The organism is Pedobacter sp. W3I1, from assembly GCF_030816015.1.
Classification (GTDB): Bacteria; Bacteroidota; Bacteroidia; order Sphingobacteriales; family Sphingobacteriaceae; genus Pedobacter.
This window is the reverse complement of sequence record NZ_JAUSXN010000001.1, coordinates 288,012-304,470: the sequence shown is the minus strand read 5'-3', so window position 1 is coordinate 304,470 and position 16,459 is coordinate 288,012. Positions and strand designations below refer to the sequence as shown.

Below are 16,459 nucleotides of genomic sequence, written 5' to 3'. Positions count from 1 at the left end.
ATCAAAAAAACAGGTGCAGAATAGAACAAATTGCACTAACAAACCTTAAACGCAGTGGTTTTGTGTTCAGTAGCACTGAATTCAAGTTTAATATAAATTGAACACAAACCCCGAAGGGCTCAATCAGGCCGAAGAAAAACACAAACAACTCCTGATTAAACGAAGTGCCACTGTTTTTTTGATGAGCGTGGGCGGTGAGAAGCCACATTGCCGGATTGACAAAGCGCTTTGGGTACTTTGGCGCTCCAAAATGCGCCAGCATTCTTGAGCACAGCTAAAAACAACGTTGACTGCGAAAAACTACCATGCCCCCGCGGCAAAGAGCGGAAAAATAAATATTTGTGCCGGCACTTGATCGTTTTTTTTAAAAATCAGGGGTCTCTTAATAGCAGAAAGATGCTGATCCCGAAGCTTCGGGACAGCATGACGATCGACCTAGGCAACGACGCTAAAAACAAATGTAAATTGACAGTGATGTGTCCATACGATAGGAAGGTTCGGACTGTGCTTCGGTCGTGACGACTGATTTTTATAATCTGTTTGATAGGTGCAAGAAGATAAAAAAATGATTTAAACAAAAAAGTCCCGGCCATTGAGCGGGACTTTATATTTTTCTTTCTTTTCGACTTAAAAATTAATTGGTAATTCTACCTGCGTTCTGTCCCAGCCAATAACCAGATTAGCACCTCCAGTAATCTCTGTAAAGGTTAAGGAGAAATATTCGATCGGTTTAGCCAGGGTTTTAACGGGAACATTTACACGAACAATATCTTTCGCCTGATTGTAGGTAAAAGCACCCCATTTATCTGTTTCGCTATTTACAATAATCGTCCAGGTATCTTTGTTAGGAATGGCGAACAGGCTATAGGTACCCGCTTTAATTTTCTTGCCACCAATCCTTACTTTTTTGAAGAAACGAACTTCTGTACTTTCGTTGGCACCAAAACGCCAAACACTCCCATACTGTTCTAAAACACCAAAAATATTACGTCCTTTTTTCTGTGGACGCGAATAAACAATCTTTATAACCGGTTTTGCCTGATCTCCAGCCTTTGCCTTTGGGGCATTAAGCGGAAAATAAACAATATCCGCAGGACTTGGGTCTGCAACAGGAAATTTTACTTCAGCGGGAGGGGCCTGTTGAGCCTTTGCGCTAAAACAAAGAAGAGCGAAAACAATAATGAAGATATTTTTCATTTGTAGGTTTTTGTTTTCAGTAGCGATGAGCAATCATGATTTTACAGCAATTCGTAAAACCATAACGGTTCATTTGCCGTGGAATTAAATTTTAATCCTTAAAAGGATCTAATGGTATAAAAGGACTAAAAAACTAGTATTTCCTTCCTTTTACGATGGCATTTAAAAATAAGCCTGCTGTTAACAAACCTAACACACCACCTAACAAAGCGAAAATATAATTTTGCGTAATGATTGCTCCGGTTAAAACTCCGAAGAATAAACCTAAAGCATAATATAACCAGTTGAAATTATTGTTGCTGTTCTCTTGTACACTCATGTTTTTGTTATTTGGAGGCAAAGTTAATATTTATTTTAAATTTTAATTTGTCATTACGCCCAAATTCTAATTAATTATCAATTCTAGCCAATTTATAACCAGCCTTTTTCATATAAGTAATCAATTCTGCCAACCTGTTATAAAATTTATCAGTTCTTCTGGCATCGGTACCGATGTGCAACAACAAGATAAAACCATTTAAACCGTTGCGTTTTGTTTCGTTTAAAGTGATAACCGATCGATATATCTCATCGCTCGACCGATAACTGTTTCCCATTTCAGGGTAAGTATAATCAGCGTTAGATCGTGTGCCTGGCGTGAAATTAATCAGTTGTAAACCTTGCGCTTTGGTCCAGTCAGCTATGGTTTGGTTGTACCATTCGTATGGGGGTAAAAAATAGCGTGCGGTTTCTTTGTTAATGCCAAAATTTGCCATCGCCTGATAATTGTTGTTTAAATCGGTTTCGAAACCTGTTTTTGTAACCAAGAGGCTGTCGCGCTTATTCCAATCGCAGTACAATAAATGCTTGTCAGAATGTGGGCCGAGGTAATGACCATCATTTTTTAGCTTTTTGATCAATGAAAGAAAGTTTGGGTTCCGATAAAAAGTTCCGGTAAGAAAAAAGGACGCTTTAACTTTCTCCTGTGCCAGCACTTTGCTTATTTTTTCACCACCATCGGCATATTCATCGCCAGTAAAAACCAGGTAGATTTTCTTTTGGGTAGAATCGCCCCTGATGTTGGCACCAAGGCTATAGGTTTTATGGTTGGGTAGGGGATTAGCCTGCGCTTCTTTAGCTGCTAATAAATAAATCAGAGATGCTGTTCCGTCCATTGTCGGTTCATTGGTGCTATAATCACCATAATCATCATGGTAAACGGCAAGGTCGCTCTGAAAATCGGCATATTCATCAGTATCATTTAATTTGATCCCGATTAAACCTTTATAAATATTAGTGTAAACCGGACCATCAACCAATCCACCGTTTATTGGGTAATTCTTTAAATGGGTAAAGGCCGAGTGCGGATCTGTTGGTGTATCTCCCCACTGCGGCAAACCATAAACCATACTCGTTCCCCAGGGGTTACAGCCAAAAAGCCAGTCGGAACTGGCCTGTTCAAGCTCGGCATAAGTTTTATCGCCACTTAAAGTCGAATACCAATTGCATTGCATGGCAAAGGAAACCGTTAAATTGTTGCTGCACCAGATAAAAGGAACACCCCGATAAAAGGCATTGTTTTTTGCACGGTTCCAAACCTGTGTTATTCCTTCTTTATAATAATTTAGCGCTGTTTTATTTGCTGGTTCTTGCTTAGCGATTTCGTAATGACCCAGATTAATAAACGGATAGTATTGATAATGTGCTGCGGTATCTTTTTGTAGCCATGGCGTAGTGGTTTCCTGGCGGGCATAGTTTAACGCCAGCGTTATTTTCTTTTGATCGATCTTTTCTCTTCCAAAATTGAATGATGTTTCGGCCAGTTCCATATCGTCAACCCAATTGTCTTCAGCATAAATGTATGGCGATTTTACAGAGACGGTTTGCGTCACCCCAGGTTTTTGTAACGCAAATTTATAGGCCGTTTTTGCTTTTTTAGCAAGCGTTTTCGCATAGGGTAAATCATGCTCTTTAAATACAACTGAGCCCAAATTAAAAGCACTCGTAAATTTAGCCGCGGTAGAGCTGGTCCCGGTAGTATTGTTCGTAAATTTGCCACGCTGCTGTGCGTCGCCCGTAATAAAATAGAGCGGGCGCTCGAAGCCTTTTCCGTATTGACTGTCTTCTTTTGGAATCCGCATGCTGATATGGTCGCGGTCATCAGCCAGTTGGTTAAACATGATGTTTTTTTGCGGATGCATTTTCAGCAACCAATCCAGGCCCCATTTAGCCTCGTCCAGCACATCAGCTAATCCATTTTTTCCATCCAAACCATTTCCCAGCTGTCTATCGCCAAAAACCTTTCGGGAAATCGCGATAAGCCATTAGTAAATGATAAGCAGCATTTGCCGAAGTAGTTGAATATTGAAGGTAATCACTTGCATCGTGCCAACCACCTGAAGCATTAAAATGTGTACTGTCTTTAATTCCTGCTTTGGCGCCATATAAAACGAAGCCATCGTGGGTATGGCAGCTATCCTTTAAATATGGATTAAAACCACTTCGTTGCTGGCGCATATATTGCAGGCAGAAGTCTGCGGCACCCTCATAAACGTTATTATTAATGCGCAATAGGGGAGAGAGAATACCATTTGCCCGGAGGTAGAAATTCCCTGCACTTTTAAAATCGCTGAAATTTAATCGGGCAGTTTGGCTGAAAGGACCATAACTGCCAAAACTTTTAATATTGGTTGAGGCATACACCACCTGATTGGTCTCTTTTGCTATAATTTCAAATTTGGAAGGAATTTCGCCTGTTTTGCTTGCCCATACAGCAACTTTAATACTTTCGGTGGGATAACCGAGCAAATTAATTCTGATCCAACTTTGCTGAATTTTTCTTTGGATACCAATAAACGAACATAAGATCCATAGGGTAAACAAGAATGTTAAGGCTAAGAATAACTTATTTTTCATTGGAATGGGTGATTATTTTAGTTAAAAATAGGGTTTTATCAAGATAATGTAAAAGAAGTGCATAAACATTTGGAAGTTAATCAATCGTTTGATTAATTTTGTGTCGTCAAAAAGAAATGAAAACAGAAAAAGTAGATAAAAGACAGGCCATTCTTGAGGCAGCTGAAAAGCTGTTTTGCGAGACGGGGTATGAGGGTACCTCCACTCGCCAGATTGCGAAGGAATCTGGAGCGAACATGGCGATGATAAATTATTATTTCGGTTCTAAAGAAGGGGTTTTTGTAGAGATCATGAATGAGCGTATTGCAGGCTTTGCTTCTCAATTAAAAATCATCAATGAAGATAAGATTTCAGCATTAGAAAAATTGCACAGGGTTATAGAGGGCTATGTAAATAGGATACTGAATAATACTGCGTTTCATAAAATGATGCATAGAGAGCTGTCTTTAACCCAAAGGCCGGAAATGTATGATAAGATTAAAGGGGCCATGAGCCACAACATGCAGCTTATCGATCGCATTATTACAGATGGGATTGAAGACGGTACCTTTAATAAGGTAGATGTTCGGATGGTAATCGCCACCATAATGGGAACCATAACCAACATTGTTATTTCTCCCCACAAGGTTATATCGTGCTCCAACTTCGACCTGAATAACCCAAAAGATAAAAAAATGATTAAGGAGCGAACAATCGCTCACTTACAAGATCTAACAACAGTTTATTTAACAACAAAAAAATGATACCCAGATCAATTAGATTAATGCTTGCGGCATCATTAATTCCGGCTGCTTTATTTGCACAAAGTACGAAGGAATTAAATATCAATCAGGCAATAGAACTCGGCATAGCCAATAGTAAAAACTTAAAACTTTCACAAAACAAGATCGATCAGGCAATGGCTCAGCTTGAAGTTGTAAAAGACAATGCTTTGCCTACGGCAAACGCAAGTTTTATGTACAACCATGCTGAAATACCAACCACTACTTTTGCTTTACCGGGCAGCGAATCATCTTTCCATCTGCCTAAAAGAGCCGATGCTTTTGTAGGAACAGCAGCAGTGCAAGAATTGGTGTACGGTGGTGGTAAATTAAGATACGCAAAAGAATCGACCAAATTATTAGCCGATGTAGCTCGTTTAGATGCCGATAAAAGCAAAGAAGAAATTACTTATGCCGTAATTAATACCTATTACGCTTTATACAAAGTATTGCAGAGCAGAAAAGTAGTTGATCAGAATTTAGAATCAATTGCCGCACAGATTAAACAGGCACAACGTTTCTTCGAACAAGGCATTGTAACCAAAAACGATGTGTTGCGTTTTCAATTGCAACAGGCAAATGTTACGCTCACACAAATGGATATCGAGAGCAACCGTAAAGTGATTAACTACAATTTAGATATTCTTTTGGGTTTACCGGAAGATACCGAAGTTAAAATTGTTGATCCAACGGCTGGCTTAAAAACACCAGGCTCGTTAAATGAATACATTGGTCAGGCAATGGCTAACCGCCAGGAATTAAAACAACTTGATGTACAGCACAAAGTTGCCGATTTTAACATTAAAACCATCAAAGCAAATACGTTGCCTACCGTTGGTGTTGGTGCCAACTTATATTATATTAATCCAAGTGGTAATTTTATCCCGCCAACAAACCAATACTTAATGCCCGTTACATTAGGCGCAACGGTTTCCTGGAATTTCGGCAACCTTTGGACAAACAAGAATAAGGTAAGCGAAGCTAAGATTCAGCAAAGTGCAATTACCATTCAGAAAGACATTTTGTCTGACCAGGTAAAAACCGATATCAACAAAAACTTTCAAGGTTACCAGGTGGCGATGAACAAAATCCAGGTATTGGAAACTTCAATTGCACAAGCCACCGAAAACGATAAGTTATTGGCATCTAAATATAAGAATAATGTGGCTTCGGTTACCGACCGTATCGATGCTGAAACTTTATTGTATCAGGCAAAAATAAACTTAGAGATCGCTAAGGCAGACGCAGGTTTGGCTTACTATACCCTATTAAAATCAACAGGAAAAATAACGCAATAAATACAGCAATGACAACTGAAAAGAAAAAAAAGAACAAAGTAGTACCCATCATTTTAGGTGTTTTACTAGTAATAGGTGTAATCTTCGGGGTTACAGAATGGAATTATTATAGCAAGCACGTAGATACGGATGATGCTCAGATTGATGGCGATATCAGTCCTGTTGTTGCCCGTGTTGGCGGTTATGTTGCAGCGATTAATTTTGAAGAAAATACACATGTTACCGAAGGACAGGTTTTGGTGAAGCTTGACGATAAAGACTATAAAGTTAAATTAGAGCAGGCAGAATCCGGTCAGAAAGGCGCAAGTGCAGGTGTTGGTGTTGCTGAATCTCAAATTGTGGCTACCCAGGCAAATACTGGTACTGCAAAAGCAAACGTTGATGCCGCAAAATCAAATGTTGAGGCTGCAAATGTTAAAGTAAATTTAGCGCAGAAAGATTATAATCGTTATGAAAACCTGGTGAAGGACGGTTCGATAACGCAACAAGCTTTCGATCAAGCCAAGGCTAATAAGGAGTCTGCAGAAGCAGCAAGACAATCTGCTCTGGCAGCATATCGGGCGGCGCAAGATCAATATAATGCTGCGGTTAAACAAGTTGGTACTACGCAATCGCAATTAGCGGTGAGCAGCAATGTAATCAGCCAGCGTCAAAGTGATATCGATTTTGCTAAGCTTCAGTTATCTTATACTGATATTAAAGCCCCTGCAACTGGTATCGTTTCTAAAAAGAATGTTCAAAAAGGGCAATTGGTTCAGGCTGGCCAATCTTTATTCTCTATTGTGAATGACGGAAGCATTTATGTAACGGCAAACTTTAAAGAAACCCAATTGGAGAAAATTAGGGAAGGCTCTAAAGTAGAAATTGAGGTTGATGCTTATCCTGACGAAAAAATTCAGGGTGAAGTGTATAATTTCTCTCCTATTACTGGTGCAAAAGGATCTTTATTACCTCCTGATAACGCTACTGGTAACTTTGTTAAAGTGGTGCAACGTGTTCCTGTAAAAATCAAAATCCATCCATCAAAAGAGCTGTTGGCTAAGTTACGCCCAGGAATGAGCGTTAAAGCATCAGTATCTACTAAATAATATTAAAATGGCCGAAGTAGGTTTAAAAAAGTGGATCATTACGTTTACAGTAATCACAGCTTCTTTATTGGAGTTGATTGATACGACTATCGTAAACGTAGCGATCCCTCAAATACAGGGAAACCTGGGCGCAACCCTGGAGGATGTGGCCTGGTTATCCACTGGATACGCCGTCGCGAATGTAATCATCCTACCCATGTCGGGTTGGTTAGGCAGTCGTTTTGGGCGAAAAAATTATTTCTTAACCTCCATCATCGTTTTTACGTTAGTTTCTTTTTTATGCGGAAATGCCACTTCATTGAATGAGCTTATTTTATTCAGGATTATTCAGGGTTTGGCCGGGGGTGGTTTAATATCAACAGCACAGGCTATTTTAATTGAAACCTGGCCGCGTGAAGATGTGGGGATTGCAACGGCACTATTCGGTTTAGGCGCGGTTGTAGGGCCAACAGTTGGACCAACCATTGGAGGTTATATTTTAGAAGTAGCAGATTGGCCATGGATTTTCTATGTAAATATTCCCGTCGGGATACTCGCCGCATACTGTACCATCACCTTTATTCGAGAGACGCCCAAGGATGGGCAAGGGAAACCCGTCGATTGGTGGGGAATTGGTTTACTGGCTGTGGCGGTTGGAAGTTTACAAACCTTATTAGAAAAAGGAGAAAGCGAAGATTGGTTCTCTACACCTTATATAATTGCATTGGCCGTAACATCTGTTTTTGGGTTATTGTTATTTCTTTGGCGCGAAATGAGCACAGAATATCCGATTGTTAATCTTAGGATCATGAAAAAGCGAAGTTTCTCAATTGGGATGTTCACCTCTTTTATTCTAGGCTTTGGATTGTATGGCTCTGTATTCGTTTTCCCTGTTTTTGCGCAAAACCTTTTAGGCTTTACGCCTTTGCAAACCGGAAAGCTGTTTATCGCCGGAGGTATTTGTACCATTTCCATGATGCCATTTATTGGTATCATGCTTAAAAAGGGTGTTCCAGCTCAGTTTATGGCCACAGGAGGAATGTTTTTATTCTTTGTTTTCTGTTGGATGTTGAGTAAATCAACACTTGCATCGGGAACTGGCGATTTCTTCTGGCCTTTAGTAATTAGAGGATTTGGAATGGCGTTGCTATTTGTGCCACTAACTACTTTAGCGATGCAAGACTTATCAGGACCAGAAATTGGACAGGGCTCGGGATTGAATAATATGAGCAGACAGTTAGGCGGTTCTTTTGGTATCGCGGCTTTAACAACACTGATTCACATTCGTTCAGGTTTTCACAGAAATAACCTACTCACTAATATAAACGAGTACAATTCTATATTCACTGCTAAATTGAATGGCTTAATCCATAGTTTTATGGCTAAAGGCTCATCATTGATGGATGCGAAATTAATGGCGATGAAAGCGATAGAAGGTTCGGTGATTAAACAAACCATGCTGCTCACTTATAACGATGCTTATTGGGTTGCCGGATTGATTATGCTGTTCTCAATTCCACTGTTGTACCTTCAGAAATTTAAGAAGAATGCAAATATTGTTACCGATGCGCACTAAAATTCGCAAAGAAATAGCCTAAATATTGGCAAAAAACAAAAACAGCCGGTGTATTTTATTACATCGGCTGTTTTAACCCAAAAAATTAACAATCAATGCAATGCCCTTAAACATTGCAAATGTTCTTACTTAACCACATAGTAGCCAAATAAGATTCTAAAATTAAAATTTATTCTACAATTTTCCAAATTGTAAGCCTTAGAATTTTAATACCTTATGCATTTTTTGTAGTATTACGGTATACAAAACTATTGCATAAGCTATGCCTAAACTTCGTTTAACTACGCAACGAGAATCTATTTTTAATAATGAGGTAATCTCAAAATTCGAACTGTTTAACAGTTTATTTCTCACCTTGCCTTTTTACAAAATTAAAGACACGGGAACACTGCTTCCTCTGTTTTTTAAGAGCTGTGAAGAAGGTATTGCAAACGGAGAAAAACCTGCACAGATTATTGAAGAATTTTTCGCCAAGTATACCAGTTATACAGAGCGCAAGGATATTGTTGACCTGCTCTTTCGTTTCATTCAGTATATCGAGCGACAGGTGGTACTTTTTGATGCTGTTGAAGATGCCTCCTTTACCAAATTAAATACCACTGACGAGCAGAGTACATTAGCATTCATCTTAAAAAAGAATGCGGATAACAAACCCATGTTATCAAAAATTGAGAAGTTGATTGATGAACTTTCACTTCGTTTGGTTTTAACCGCACACCCAACGCAGTTTTATCCTGGAAGTGTGTTGGCCATTATTACCGATTTAACCAAGGCCATTCGTGATAATGATCTTACTTCGATGAACTCGCTTTTACAGCAATTGGGTAAAACGCCATTTTTTAACAAAAAATCGCCAACACCAGTCGATGAGGCTTTAAACCTTGCCTGGTTCTTAGAAAATACATTTTACTTTGCTGCGGCGAATATACAGGAAGAGATAGATCAGAACCTGGATGAATATAACCTTGAAACTAAAAAAATATTAGAGTTGGGTTTCTGGCCTGGTGGCGATAGAGACGGAAATCCGAACATTCACGCTGATACTACTTTAGCCGTTTCTAAAATGTTGCGTCAAATCCTGTTCCGTTGTTACTACCGCGATTTCAGGGTAATTAAACGCCGTATCACTTTTAGAGGTGTTGAAGAGAATATAGCGAAACTCCATGATGTACTGTATTTAAATGCTTTCGATCAAACTTGCGAGCTTCAGGATATTTCTAGTGAACTTAAAGAAAACCTGAACAAAATTAAAGATACGCTACTGGAGGAGCACGGAGGACTGTTTGTTGATCTGGTTAACGATCTGATCCGCAAGGTAGATTTATATGGTAACTACTTTGCATCATTAGATATCCGCCAGGATAGTCGTGTGCTGAGGAATGTACATGCTTACTGCCGCGCCAATAAGCCTATTTCTTCGTTGTATCCTGCTGATTACGATAAACTATCCGAAGCAGAGAAATTAGCTTTAATTTCTTTTAAAGAAGCAACCGTCGTTTACGCTAGCGAGCCTGATGCCTTGACAAAAGATACAATCGAAGTAATTAAAGAAATTAAAGGCATTCAAAGACGTAATGGCGAAAAAGCCTGTCATCGTTTTATCATCAGCAATTGCCAGCAAGCAAGCGATATTTTGCAATTGATTGAACTTTTCCTTTGGAATGGCTGGAGTAAAGAATCGTTGACTATTGATTTTGTGCCGCTTTTCGAAACCGTTAACGATTTAAAAGGTGCCGCTGCTATTATGGATACGCTTTACAGTAACCCGTTTTACAAGGCACATTTGGCAAGCCGTGGAAATAAACAGGATATTATGCTTGGTTATTCTGACAGTACCAAAGATGGTGGTTATTTAATGGCCAACTGGTCTATCTTTAACGGAAAAACATCATTATCTGCTGTTTCTGCAAAACATAACATTCAGTTGGCGTTTTTCGATGGCCGTGGCGGTCCCCCTGCGCGTGGTGGAGGTAAAACACACCGTTTTTACGCTTCCATGGGTAAGGAAATTGCAAATAAAAATATGCAATTAACTGTGCAGGGGCAAACGATTAGTTCTCAATACGGATCAGTAGAAAGTGCAGAATTTAACATTGAACAATTAATTAACGCCGGATTGACCTCTGGATTGAAAGAGAAACACAATATTCTTTTAGATCCTGAAAATAAAACCCTGCTTGATGAAATGGCTGAAGAAAGTTATAAGGCTTTTGTCGATTTGCGAGAACATCCATTATTTGTGAGTTATTTAGAGAAACTATCTCCTTTAAAACTATTGTCTCAGGCAAATATTAGTAGTCGCCCGGTAAAAAGAAATGGTGGCGGCGAAATGAAGCTTGAAGATTTAAGAGCCATTAGTTTTGTTACCGCCTGGAGTATGCTGAAACAGAATGTTCCGGGTTTCTATGGAATGGGAACGGCATTAAAAAGTCAGGAAAAAGCTGGAAATTGGGATAAAGTACTTAAAGTTTATCAGGACTCAGATTATCTTAGAACTATTGTAGATAACTGTATGATGAGTATGAGCAAATCAGACTTCACTATTACGGCGCATTTGGCCGCAGACAAGGAGTTTGGAGCTTTTTGGACTCAGCTACATAACGAATTCGAATTAGCTAAGGAGATGCTTTTAAAACTCTCCGGACAGCCAACATTAATGGCTAACTATCCTGTAGATAAAAAATCGATCGCCACCCGCGAAAAAATCATTTTACCATTGGTATTGATTCAGCATTTTGCTTTGGAGAAACTGCAACACGATCAGAGCGAGAAAGACCAGCATGCTTTAGAAAAGCTAGCGGTAAGAACGGTGTTTGGTATTGTAAATGCAGGGAGGAATTTAGCGTAAATTAGTTCTAGTTTATTTGCCATATAACATTGAAGAAAATATAAGATTTATAATATCCAAGGTCTGTGTCCTCACAGACCTTTTTTTTGTGAGAACGAATTCGGGCCGTCACCCTGAATTCAGTTCAGGGTCTTAATAACAAAATAGATGCTGAAATAAATTCAGCGAGACGCAGGAAGGGCTGTCGATTTTCCCTGCGTTCAGAATGACAGACCCTGCCACCTAAACCCGATTGGACGAATGCCGATTTAAGCATCTGTTTTTATTTACTTATAGTATGCTTGCTTGTTTCACAGGTTTTCTATCGGCAGCAGGGAAAGCGGGGCTGATGCAGCCGATGAAAAACCGAACCTTGCTTTCCAAAAAAATCAACACTTTATAACAACAGGAAAGATTGCTTCGTCGGCTGAAAAAGCCTTCTCGCAATGACGAAAAATAAGAAACAAAAACCCCCTTTTTAATTTTAATGCTGTCATTCTGAACGCAGTGAAGAATCTTTTGCATGGTAGCCGATACGGAAATTGGCTGCTTGTCTTTGATCCTGTGGGTCTTAGGTTGCAGATTATTCATCTAGTGCTAAGGTTTTTAAAGGTGTTCATTCTTGCTTCGCAGGTCTTCACTGCGGTTCAGAATGACAGACCCTGTCACCTAAACCCGATTGGACGAATGCCGATTTAAGCATCTGTTTTTATTTACTTATAGTATGCTTGCTTGTTTCACAGGTTTTCTATCGGCAGCAGGGAAAGCGGGGCTGATGTAGCCGATGAAAAACCGAACCTTGCTTTCCAAAAAAATCAACACTTATAACAACAGGAAAGATTGCTTCGTGGGCTGAAAAAGCCTTCTCGCAATGACGAAAAATAAGAAACAAAAACCCCTCGCAGATTTCCATCTACGAGGGGTTTTGTATTTTGAAAAGCCAGATTAAGCTTTAAGATGATTATCGATCAATCGAACCCATTACCTTTTGGCCGAAAGCATTTAGTGCATCCTTTTCTGCAGCACCTTCACTTACCATTTGATGTACTTCTAGTGCACCACAAATATTGGTAATCATTTCGCCAACAACATCAACTTCGTGCTCGCTCACACCTCTAAATTCGCAAAATGCTTCTAAAACCTCCAAAGTTGTCTCCAGTTGTGCCGGAGTGGTGTTTTGAAATAATTGTCTTATTACCGGAATCTTCATTACTTTATCTTGTTAAATAGTTCAATTAAACCTTCTGCTTTGTTGGTTTGCACCTGATCTACCAAGCTGCCGCCTTCAAAAGCTGCAAAAGTTGGTAAATTATCAACGTTTGCAAATTTGCGTGAGTTTGGAAGTTTTTCGGCATCAACAATCAAGAAAGCTACATCTTCATTTTCTGAAGCCAGTTTTTTAAACTTAGGTTTCATGATCCGGCAGTTTCCACACCAGGATGCAGCATACTGAACCATAACCTTTGAGTTATCGGCCAAATATTGTTGAAGATTGTCTTCTGTTAATTCTAAAAACATAACGTTTTGTTTAATTAGTTAGCGGCTAAATATTCAGCTACGCCAGTTCTGTTTGCGTTCATTGCTTCTTTTCCTTCTTCCCAGTTTGCAGGACAAACTTCGCCATGTTTTTGAACGTGAGTGTAAGCATCAATTAAACGTAAATATTCTTTAACGTTTCTGCCTAATGGCATATCATTAACACTTTCGTGGAAAACTTTACCAGTTTCGTCGATTAAATAAGTAGCTCTGAAAGTTACATTAGAACCCGAGAAAGATTCGTTTCCTTCTTCGTCATAGTTCACTTCCTGATCTAAAATATCTAAGATACCAGATAACTGTCTGTGTGTATCGGCTAAGATCGGGTAAGTAACACCCTCAATACCGCCGTTATCTTTTGGCGTATTTAACCATGCGAAGTGAACTTCGTTGGTATCGCAAGATGCACCGATTACAATTGTATTTCTTTTTTCAAACTCAGGTAAAGCAGCCTGGAAAGCGTGTAATTCTGTAGGGCAAACAAAAGTAAAATCTTTTGGATACCAGAATAATAATACTTTGCTATTTTTGTTTACAGCTTCTTCAAATACATTGATTTTCAAGTCATCACCCATGTCTGACATTGCATCAATACTAACACTTGGGAATTTTTTGCCTACTATTGCCATAATTTTTTGTCTTTAATTTTATACTGCAAAGGTAAGGCTAAAACAGGTGTCAAGCAACCCCGTTTCACTAATTGTTAATTGTATTTATTGATAACGATATAGATGAAAACTATATTATTGACTTAAATTATAGTCGTGTGCTATTTGTGCCTTTTGTCGTCATTTCGAGCGGAGTGCAACGCAGTCGAGAACCACGAAGTGCTCAGCGAAGCTAAATCTAACTAGATAGATCTCTCCGTTCCGCTACGCTTCAGTCGAGATGACGACCAGCTTAAGGGAGGCTACTTCTTCAACGTATTCTCATACAACTTAAATATCCTTTTATATTCATCTGTCCAGCTGCTGGGCTCAATAAAACCGTGGTCTTCAACGGGGTAAACGGCAAGTTCCCAATTATTTTTACCCAGCTCTATAAAGCGTTGACTAATGCGCACAATGTCCTGAAAGTGAACATTTACATCAACCATACCATGCGCCATTAAAAGGTTGCCTTTTAGCTTGTCAGCGAAGTAGATAGGTGAACTTCTTTTGTAGGCAATCGGATCGTTATAAGGTTCGTTTAAGATATTTGAAGTATAACCGTGGTTATAATGTGCCCAATCAGTAACCGAACGTAAAGCTGCACCGCTGGCAAAAACATCTGATTCGTTAAACATCGCCATCAACGTAATAAAACCACCATATGAGCCGCCATATAAACCAACATGCTGAGGATTAACACCATATTTCTCTACCAAAAACTTAACCCCATCCACCTGGTCGGTTAAATCTTTTCCACCCATGTGGCGGTAAATACCAGTGCGATGATCGCGACCATAACCAGAACTTCCGGTATAATCAATATCAATCACCGTGTAACCGTTGTCGGCCAGTAAATTATTGAACATAAACTCGCGGAAGTAAGTACTCCAGCCAAAGTGAACGTTTTGAAGATAACCGGCGCCATGTACAAAAACTACAGCTGGATGGTTAGGATGTGGATTATCCGATTTATAAACCCTTGCATACACATCTGCGCCATAACGGTTTTTAAAGCTTACCATGTCTGGCTGACGCCATTTGTAGGAGTTAAATTCTGCTGAAGTAGACTGGGTAATTTTTTCAGCTTTGGCACCAGCCTTATTCGGCTGGAGATACAATTCACCAGGCTTATCCATAAAGGAATAATTAATGGCGATGTATTTTTCGTCAGGAGAAAGGGTGATATCATTCAGGCCTTTCATGCTGGTAATCTGCACAGGTTCGCCACCATTAACAGCGATTTTAAAAAAATTGGTAATACCAGGATGCTCTTTATTTGCTTTAAAATAAAAAGTGTTTTTGTCTTTCGATAATTGTACAGACTGTACTTCCCATTTACCAGAAGTAAGTTGTTTCTTGTCGCCAGAAGCAATATTGGCGATATAAAGGTGCGAATATCCTGTAGCTTCGCTCTGATAATAAAAACGGTTGTTATCGATCCATCCACTATTGCCCTGGTAAAAACCACTAATGCCCGGACCACCAATCCAGGCTTCATCATGCTGGCGGTCTATGGTAGAGAATTTTCCAGTTAAGGCGTCTAATTTTAAAATCCAGCGGTCCTTATTGTCGGTAGATGTTGCTACAACAATCGCAATACTTCCGTTATCGTTCCAAAACGGGCCGAAGAGATTTACCGGTCTATCTGCATTTTTCTTTTTTAAGGTGTCGAGTTCTTTTGGATAATCTTTTAAGTAATCAGGGATGTCTTTTATGCCTGCAATGGTTGATGTTTGAATATTATAGACGGTATCTCTTTGGGTATCGTATATAAAACCCTGCGAGATATTTTCATTTTCTCCAACCTTGGTTCTTCCCGGAATATCTTCTGTATAACCCGAAGAAGTGATATAGTTTGGAACGATTGTACTGTGGTTATTCTGTGCCGGAGGGGTGAGTTTATAAGTGATAAAGTGTCCATCGGGACTAATGGTTATGCCGTTTAAAAATTTATCTTCGGTATAAAGTTCTTTTAATGGTTTTGTATCTCCTGCAGCTACACCAGACCGGCCCCTTCCTGCCCGCGAACTGTTTCTGGTTTCAGCATTTCTCTTTTTAATGATATCGAAAAGTTCGGTCTGCTGTGCTTTCAGCCATTTGTCCTGCTCGGTAACGGGTTTGGTTTCTGGTCGGCCTGCTTTTTTACCTTTAACAAAGTTGGTTAGCTGTTTGGTTTCGGCAGATTTTAGATCAACTTCGAATAAATTATCGCCCAATTGATAAACGACATTTCCATTGGTTAAAAAAACCGGGTTGTTCTCTCTCTCTTGTGTACTGGTTAACCGGGTTTCTTTATTGCTTTTGAAATTCTGTAAGTAGATATCGCCGCTTTTTTCTATTAAACCAAGCGAGCGGTCAGTATTATAGGTATAGTTTAAACTTAAAAGCTTTTCATCTTCTTTTTCCACTGCTTTCACAGGTTTGGTAGATGTAACTGAAACTTTGAATAATTCTTCTTTAGCTTTATTTTCGGGATTCCAGTTGAAGTAAAGGGTTTTGCTGTCTGCAGTCCAACGGAAATTAGTTGGTGCAACACCCATCCACTTTGGATCGCGCATTATCTTTTCGACGGTTAAGGGTGCTAGTTGTTGTGCAAAAGTATATTCGCCCGTGCAAAGCAAAAGGAAAAGTAAATATTTCTTCATGAATTTT

14 protein-coding genes are annotated in these 16,459 nt (G+C 39.3%); 5 read left to right on the top strand and 9 right to left on the bottom strand.

Annotated features, from left to right (window positions below; genetic code table 11):
* Window positions 1–627: 627 nt before the first annotated feature.
* The 4 genes from QF042_RS01330 to QF042_RS01315 form a co-directional block, all read right to left on the bottom strand.
* Window positions 628–1,197 (bottom strand): DUF2911 domain-containing protein, encoded by a 570-nt coding sequence (locus QF042_RS01330; protein ID WP_307524567.1) that lies wholly within the window; start codon window positions 1,195–1,197, stop codon window positions 628–630.
* Between the two features lie 133 nt (window positions 1,198–1,330).
* Complete coding sequence (locus tag QF042_RS01325) at window positions 1,331–1,516, bottom strand: hypothetical protein (RefSeq protein ID WP_010599342.1); 186 nt, start codon at window positions 1,514–1,516, stop codon at window positions 1,331–1,333.
* 70 nt (window positions 1,517–1,586) lie between these two features.
* The gene (locus QF042_RS01320; protein WP_307524565.1) at window positions 1,587–3,446 is read right to left on the bottom strand and encodes a glycoside hydrolase family 9 protein; all 1,860 of its coding nucleotides are present in this window, start codon (window positions 3,444–3,446) and stop codon (window positions 1,587–1,589) included.
* Between the two features lie 16 nt (window positions 3,447–3,462).
* Window positions 3,463–4,092, bottom strand: coding sequence for a cellulase N-terminal Ig-like domain-containing protein (locus QF042_RS01315; protein ID WP_307524563.1), 630 nt, complete (start codon window positions 4,090–4,092; stop codon window positions 3,463–3,465).
* Between the two features lie 116 nt (window positions 4,093–4,208).
* On the opposite strand from QF042_RS01315, the gene QF042_RS01310 reads away from it, so the two are divergent.
* The 5 genes from QF042_RS01310 (at window position 4,209) to QF042_RS01290 (ending at window position 11,642) form a co-directional block, all read left to right on the top strand.
* Window positions 4,209–4,835 (top strand): TetR/AcrR family transcriptional regulator, encoded by a 627-nt coding sequence (locus QF042_RS01310; protein WP_307524561.1) that lies wholly within the window; start codon window positions 4,209–4,211, stop codon window positions 4,833–4,835.
* Window positions 4,832–6,151 (top strand): TolC family protein, encoded by a 1,320-nt coding sequence (locus QF042_RS01305; protein ID WP_307524558.1) that lies wholly within the window; start codon window positions 4,832–4,834, stop codon window positions 6,149–6,151. Before QF042_RS01310 ends, QF042_RS01305 begins: the two co-directional genes overlap by 4 nt.
* An 8-nt stretch (window positions 6,152–6,159) precedes the next feature.
* A complete protein-coding gene (locus tag QF042_RS01300) occupies window positions 6,160–7,239 on the top strand; it encodes an HlyD family secretion protein (RefSeq protein WP_307524556.1) in 1,080 nt (359 codons plus the stop codon).
* A 7-nt stretch (window positions 7,240–7,246) separates the two neighbouring features.
* A complete protein-coding gene (locus QF042_RS01295) occupies window positions 7,247–8,794 on the top strand; it encodes a DHA2 family efflux MFS transporter permease subunit (protein WP_307524554.1) in 1,548 nt (515 codons plus the stop codon).
* 262 nt (window positions 8,795–9,056) lie between these two features.
* Window positions 9,057–11,642 carry a phosphoenolpyruvate carboxylase gene (locus tag QF042_RS01290; protein WP_307524552.1) on the top strand — a complete coding sequence of 862 codons (2,586 nt, stop codon included), beginning with the start codon at window positions 9,057–9,059 and terminating at the stop codon, window positions 11,640–11,642.
* Window positions 11,643–11,912: 270 nt separating this feature from the next.
* Here QF042_RS01290 and QF042_RS01285 read toward each other — a convergent pair whose 3' ends face one another.
* From QF042_RS01285 to QF042_RS01265, 5 genes are all read right to left on the bottom strand, one after another.
* Window positions 11,913–12,212 carry a hypothetical protein gene (locus QF042_RS01285; RefSeq protein WP_307524551.1) on the bottom strand — a complete coding sequence of 100 codons (300 nt, stop codon included), beginning with the start codon at window positions 12,210–12,212 and terminating at the stop codon, window positions 11,913–11,915.
* Window positions 12,213–12,582: 370 nt separating this feature from the next.
* Window positions 12,583–12,831: a hypothetical protein gene (locus QF042_RS01280; RefSeq protein WP_307524550.1), complete on the bottom strand. Its 249-nt coding sequence runs from the start codon at window positions 12,829–12,831 to the stop codon at window positions 12,583–12,585.
* On the bottom strand, window positions 12,831–13,139 hold the full coding sequence (locus tag QF042_RS01275) for a co-chaperone YbbN (RefSeq protein ID WP_025141703.1): 309 nt from the start codon (window positions 13,137–13,139) through the stop codon (window positions 12,831–12,833). The genes QF042_RS01280 and QF042_RS01275 overlap by 1 nt, the downstream gene beginning before the upstream one ends.
* A 14-nt stretch (window positions 13,140–13,153) precedes the next feature.
* Window positions 13,154–13,786, bottom strand: coding sequence for a peroxiredoxin (locus QF042_RS01270; protein ID WP_167295933.1), 633 nt, complete (start codon window positions 13,784–13,786; stop codon window positions 13,154–13,156).
* 281 nt (window positions 13,787–14,067) lie between these two features.
* Window positions 14,068–16,452 carry a prolyl oligopeptidase family serine peptidase gene (locus QF042_RS01265; RefSeq protein WP_307524545.1) on the bottom strand — a complete coding sequence of 795 codons (2,385 nt, stop codon included), beginning with the start codon at window positions 16,450–16,452 and terminating at the stop codon, window positions 14,068–14,070.
* Window positions 16,453–16,459: the final 7 nt, after the last annotated feature.

Bases quoted from the DNA above. Each gene is read 5' to 3' on its own strand.
- QF042_RS01265 (WP_307524545.1), bottom strand. From the start codon at position 16,452: ATGAAGAAATATTTACTTTTCCTTTTGCTTTGCACGGGCGAATATACT.
- QF042_RS01295 (WP_307524554.1), top strand. From the start codon at position 7,247: ATGGCCGAAGTAGGTTTAAAAAAGTGGATCATTACGTTTACAGTAATC.
- QF042_RS01315 (WP_307524563.1), bottom strand. From the start codon at position 4,092: ATGAAAAATAAGTTATTCTTAGCCTTAACATTCTTGTTTACCCTATGG.
- QF042_RS01275 (WP_025141703.1), bottom strand. From the start codon at position 13,139: ATGTTTTTAGAATTAACAGAAGACAATCTTCAACAATATTTGGCCGAT.
- QF042_RS01280 (WP_307524550.1), bottom strand. From the start codon at position 12,831: ATGAAGATTCCGGTAATAAGACAATTATTTCAAAACACCACTCCGGCA.
- QF042_RS01285 (WP_307524551.1), bottom strand. From the start codon at position 12,212: ATGAATAATCTGCAACCTAAGACCCACAGGATCAAAGACAAGCAGCCA.
- QF042_RS01305 (WP_307524558.1), top strand. From the start codon at position 4,832: ATGATACCCAGATCAATTAGATTAATGCTTGCGGCATCATTAATTCCG.
- QF042_RS01310 (WP_307524561.1), top strand. From the start codon at position 4,209: ATGAAAACAGAAAAAGTAGATAAAAGACAGGCCATTCTTGAGGCAGCT.
- QF042_RS01325 (WP_010599342.1), bottom strand. From the start codon at position 1,516: ATGAGTGTACAAGAGAACAGCAACAATAATTTCAACTGGTTATATTAT.
- QF042_RS01330 (WP_307524567.1), bottom strand. From the start codon at position 1,197: ATGAAAAATATCTTCATTATTGTTTTCGCTCTTCTTTGTTTTAGCGCA.
- QF042_RS01270 (WP_167295933.1), bottom strand. From the start codon at position 13,786: ATGGCAATAGTAGGCAAAAAATTCCCAAGTGTTAGTATTGATGCAATG.
- QF042_RS01290 (WP_307524552.1), top strand. From the start codon at position 9,057: ATGCCTAAACTTCGTTTAACTACGCAACGAGAATCTATTTTTAATAAT.
- QF042_RS01300 (WP_307524556.1), top strand. From the start codon at position 6,160: ATGACAACTGAAAAGAAAAAAAAGAACAAAGTAGTACCCATCATTTTA.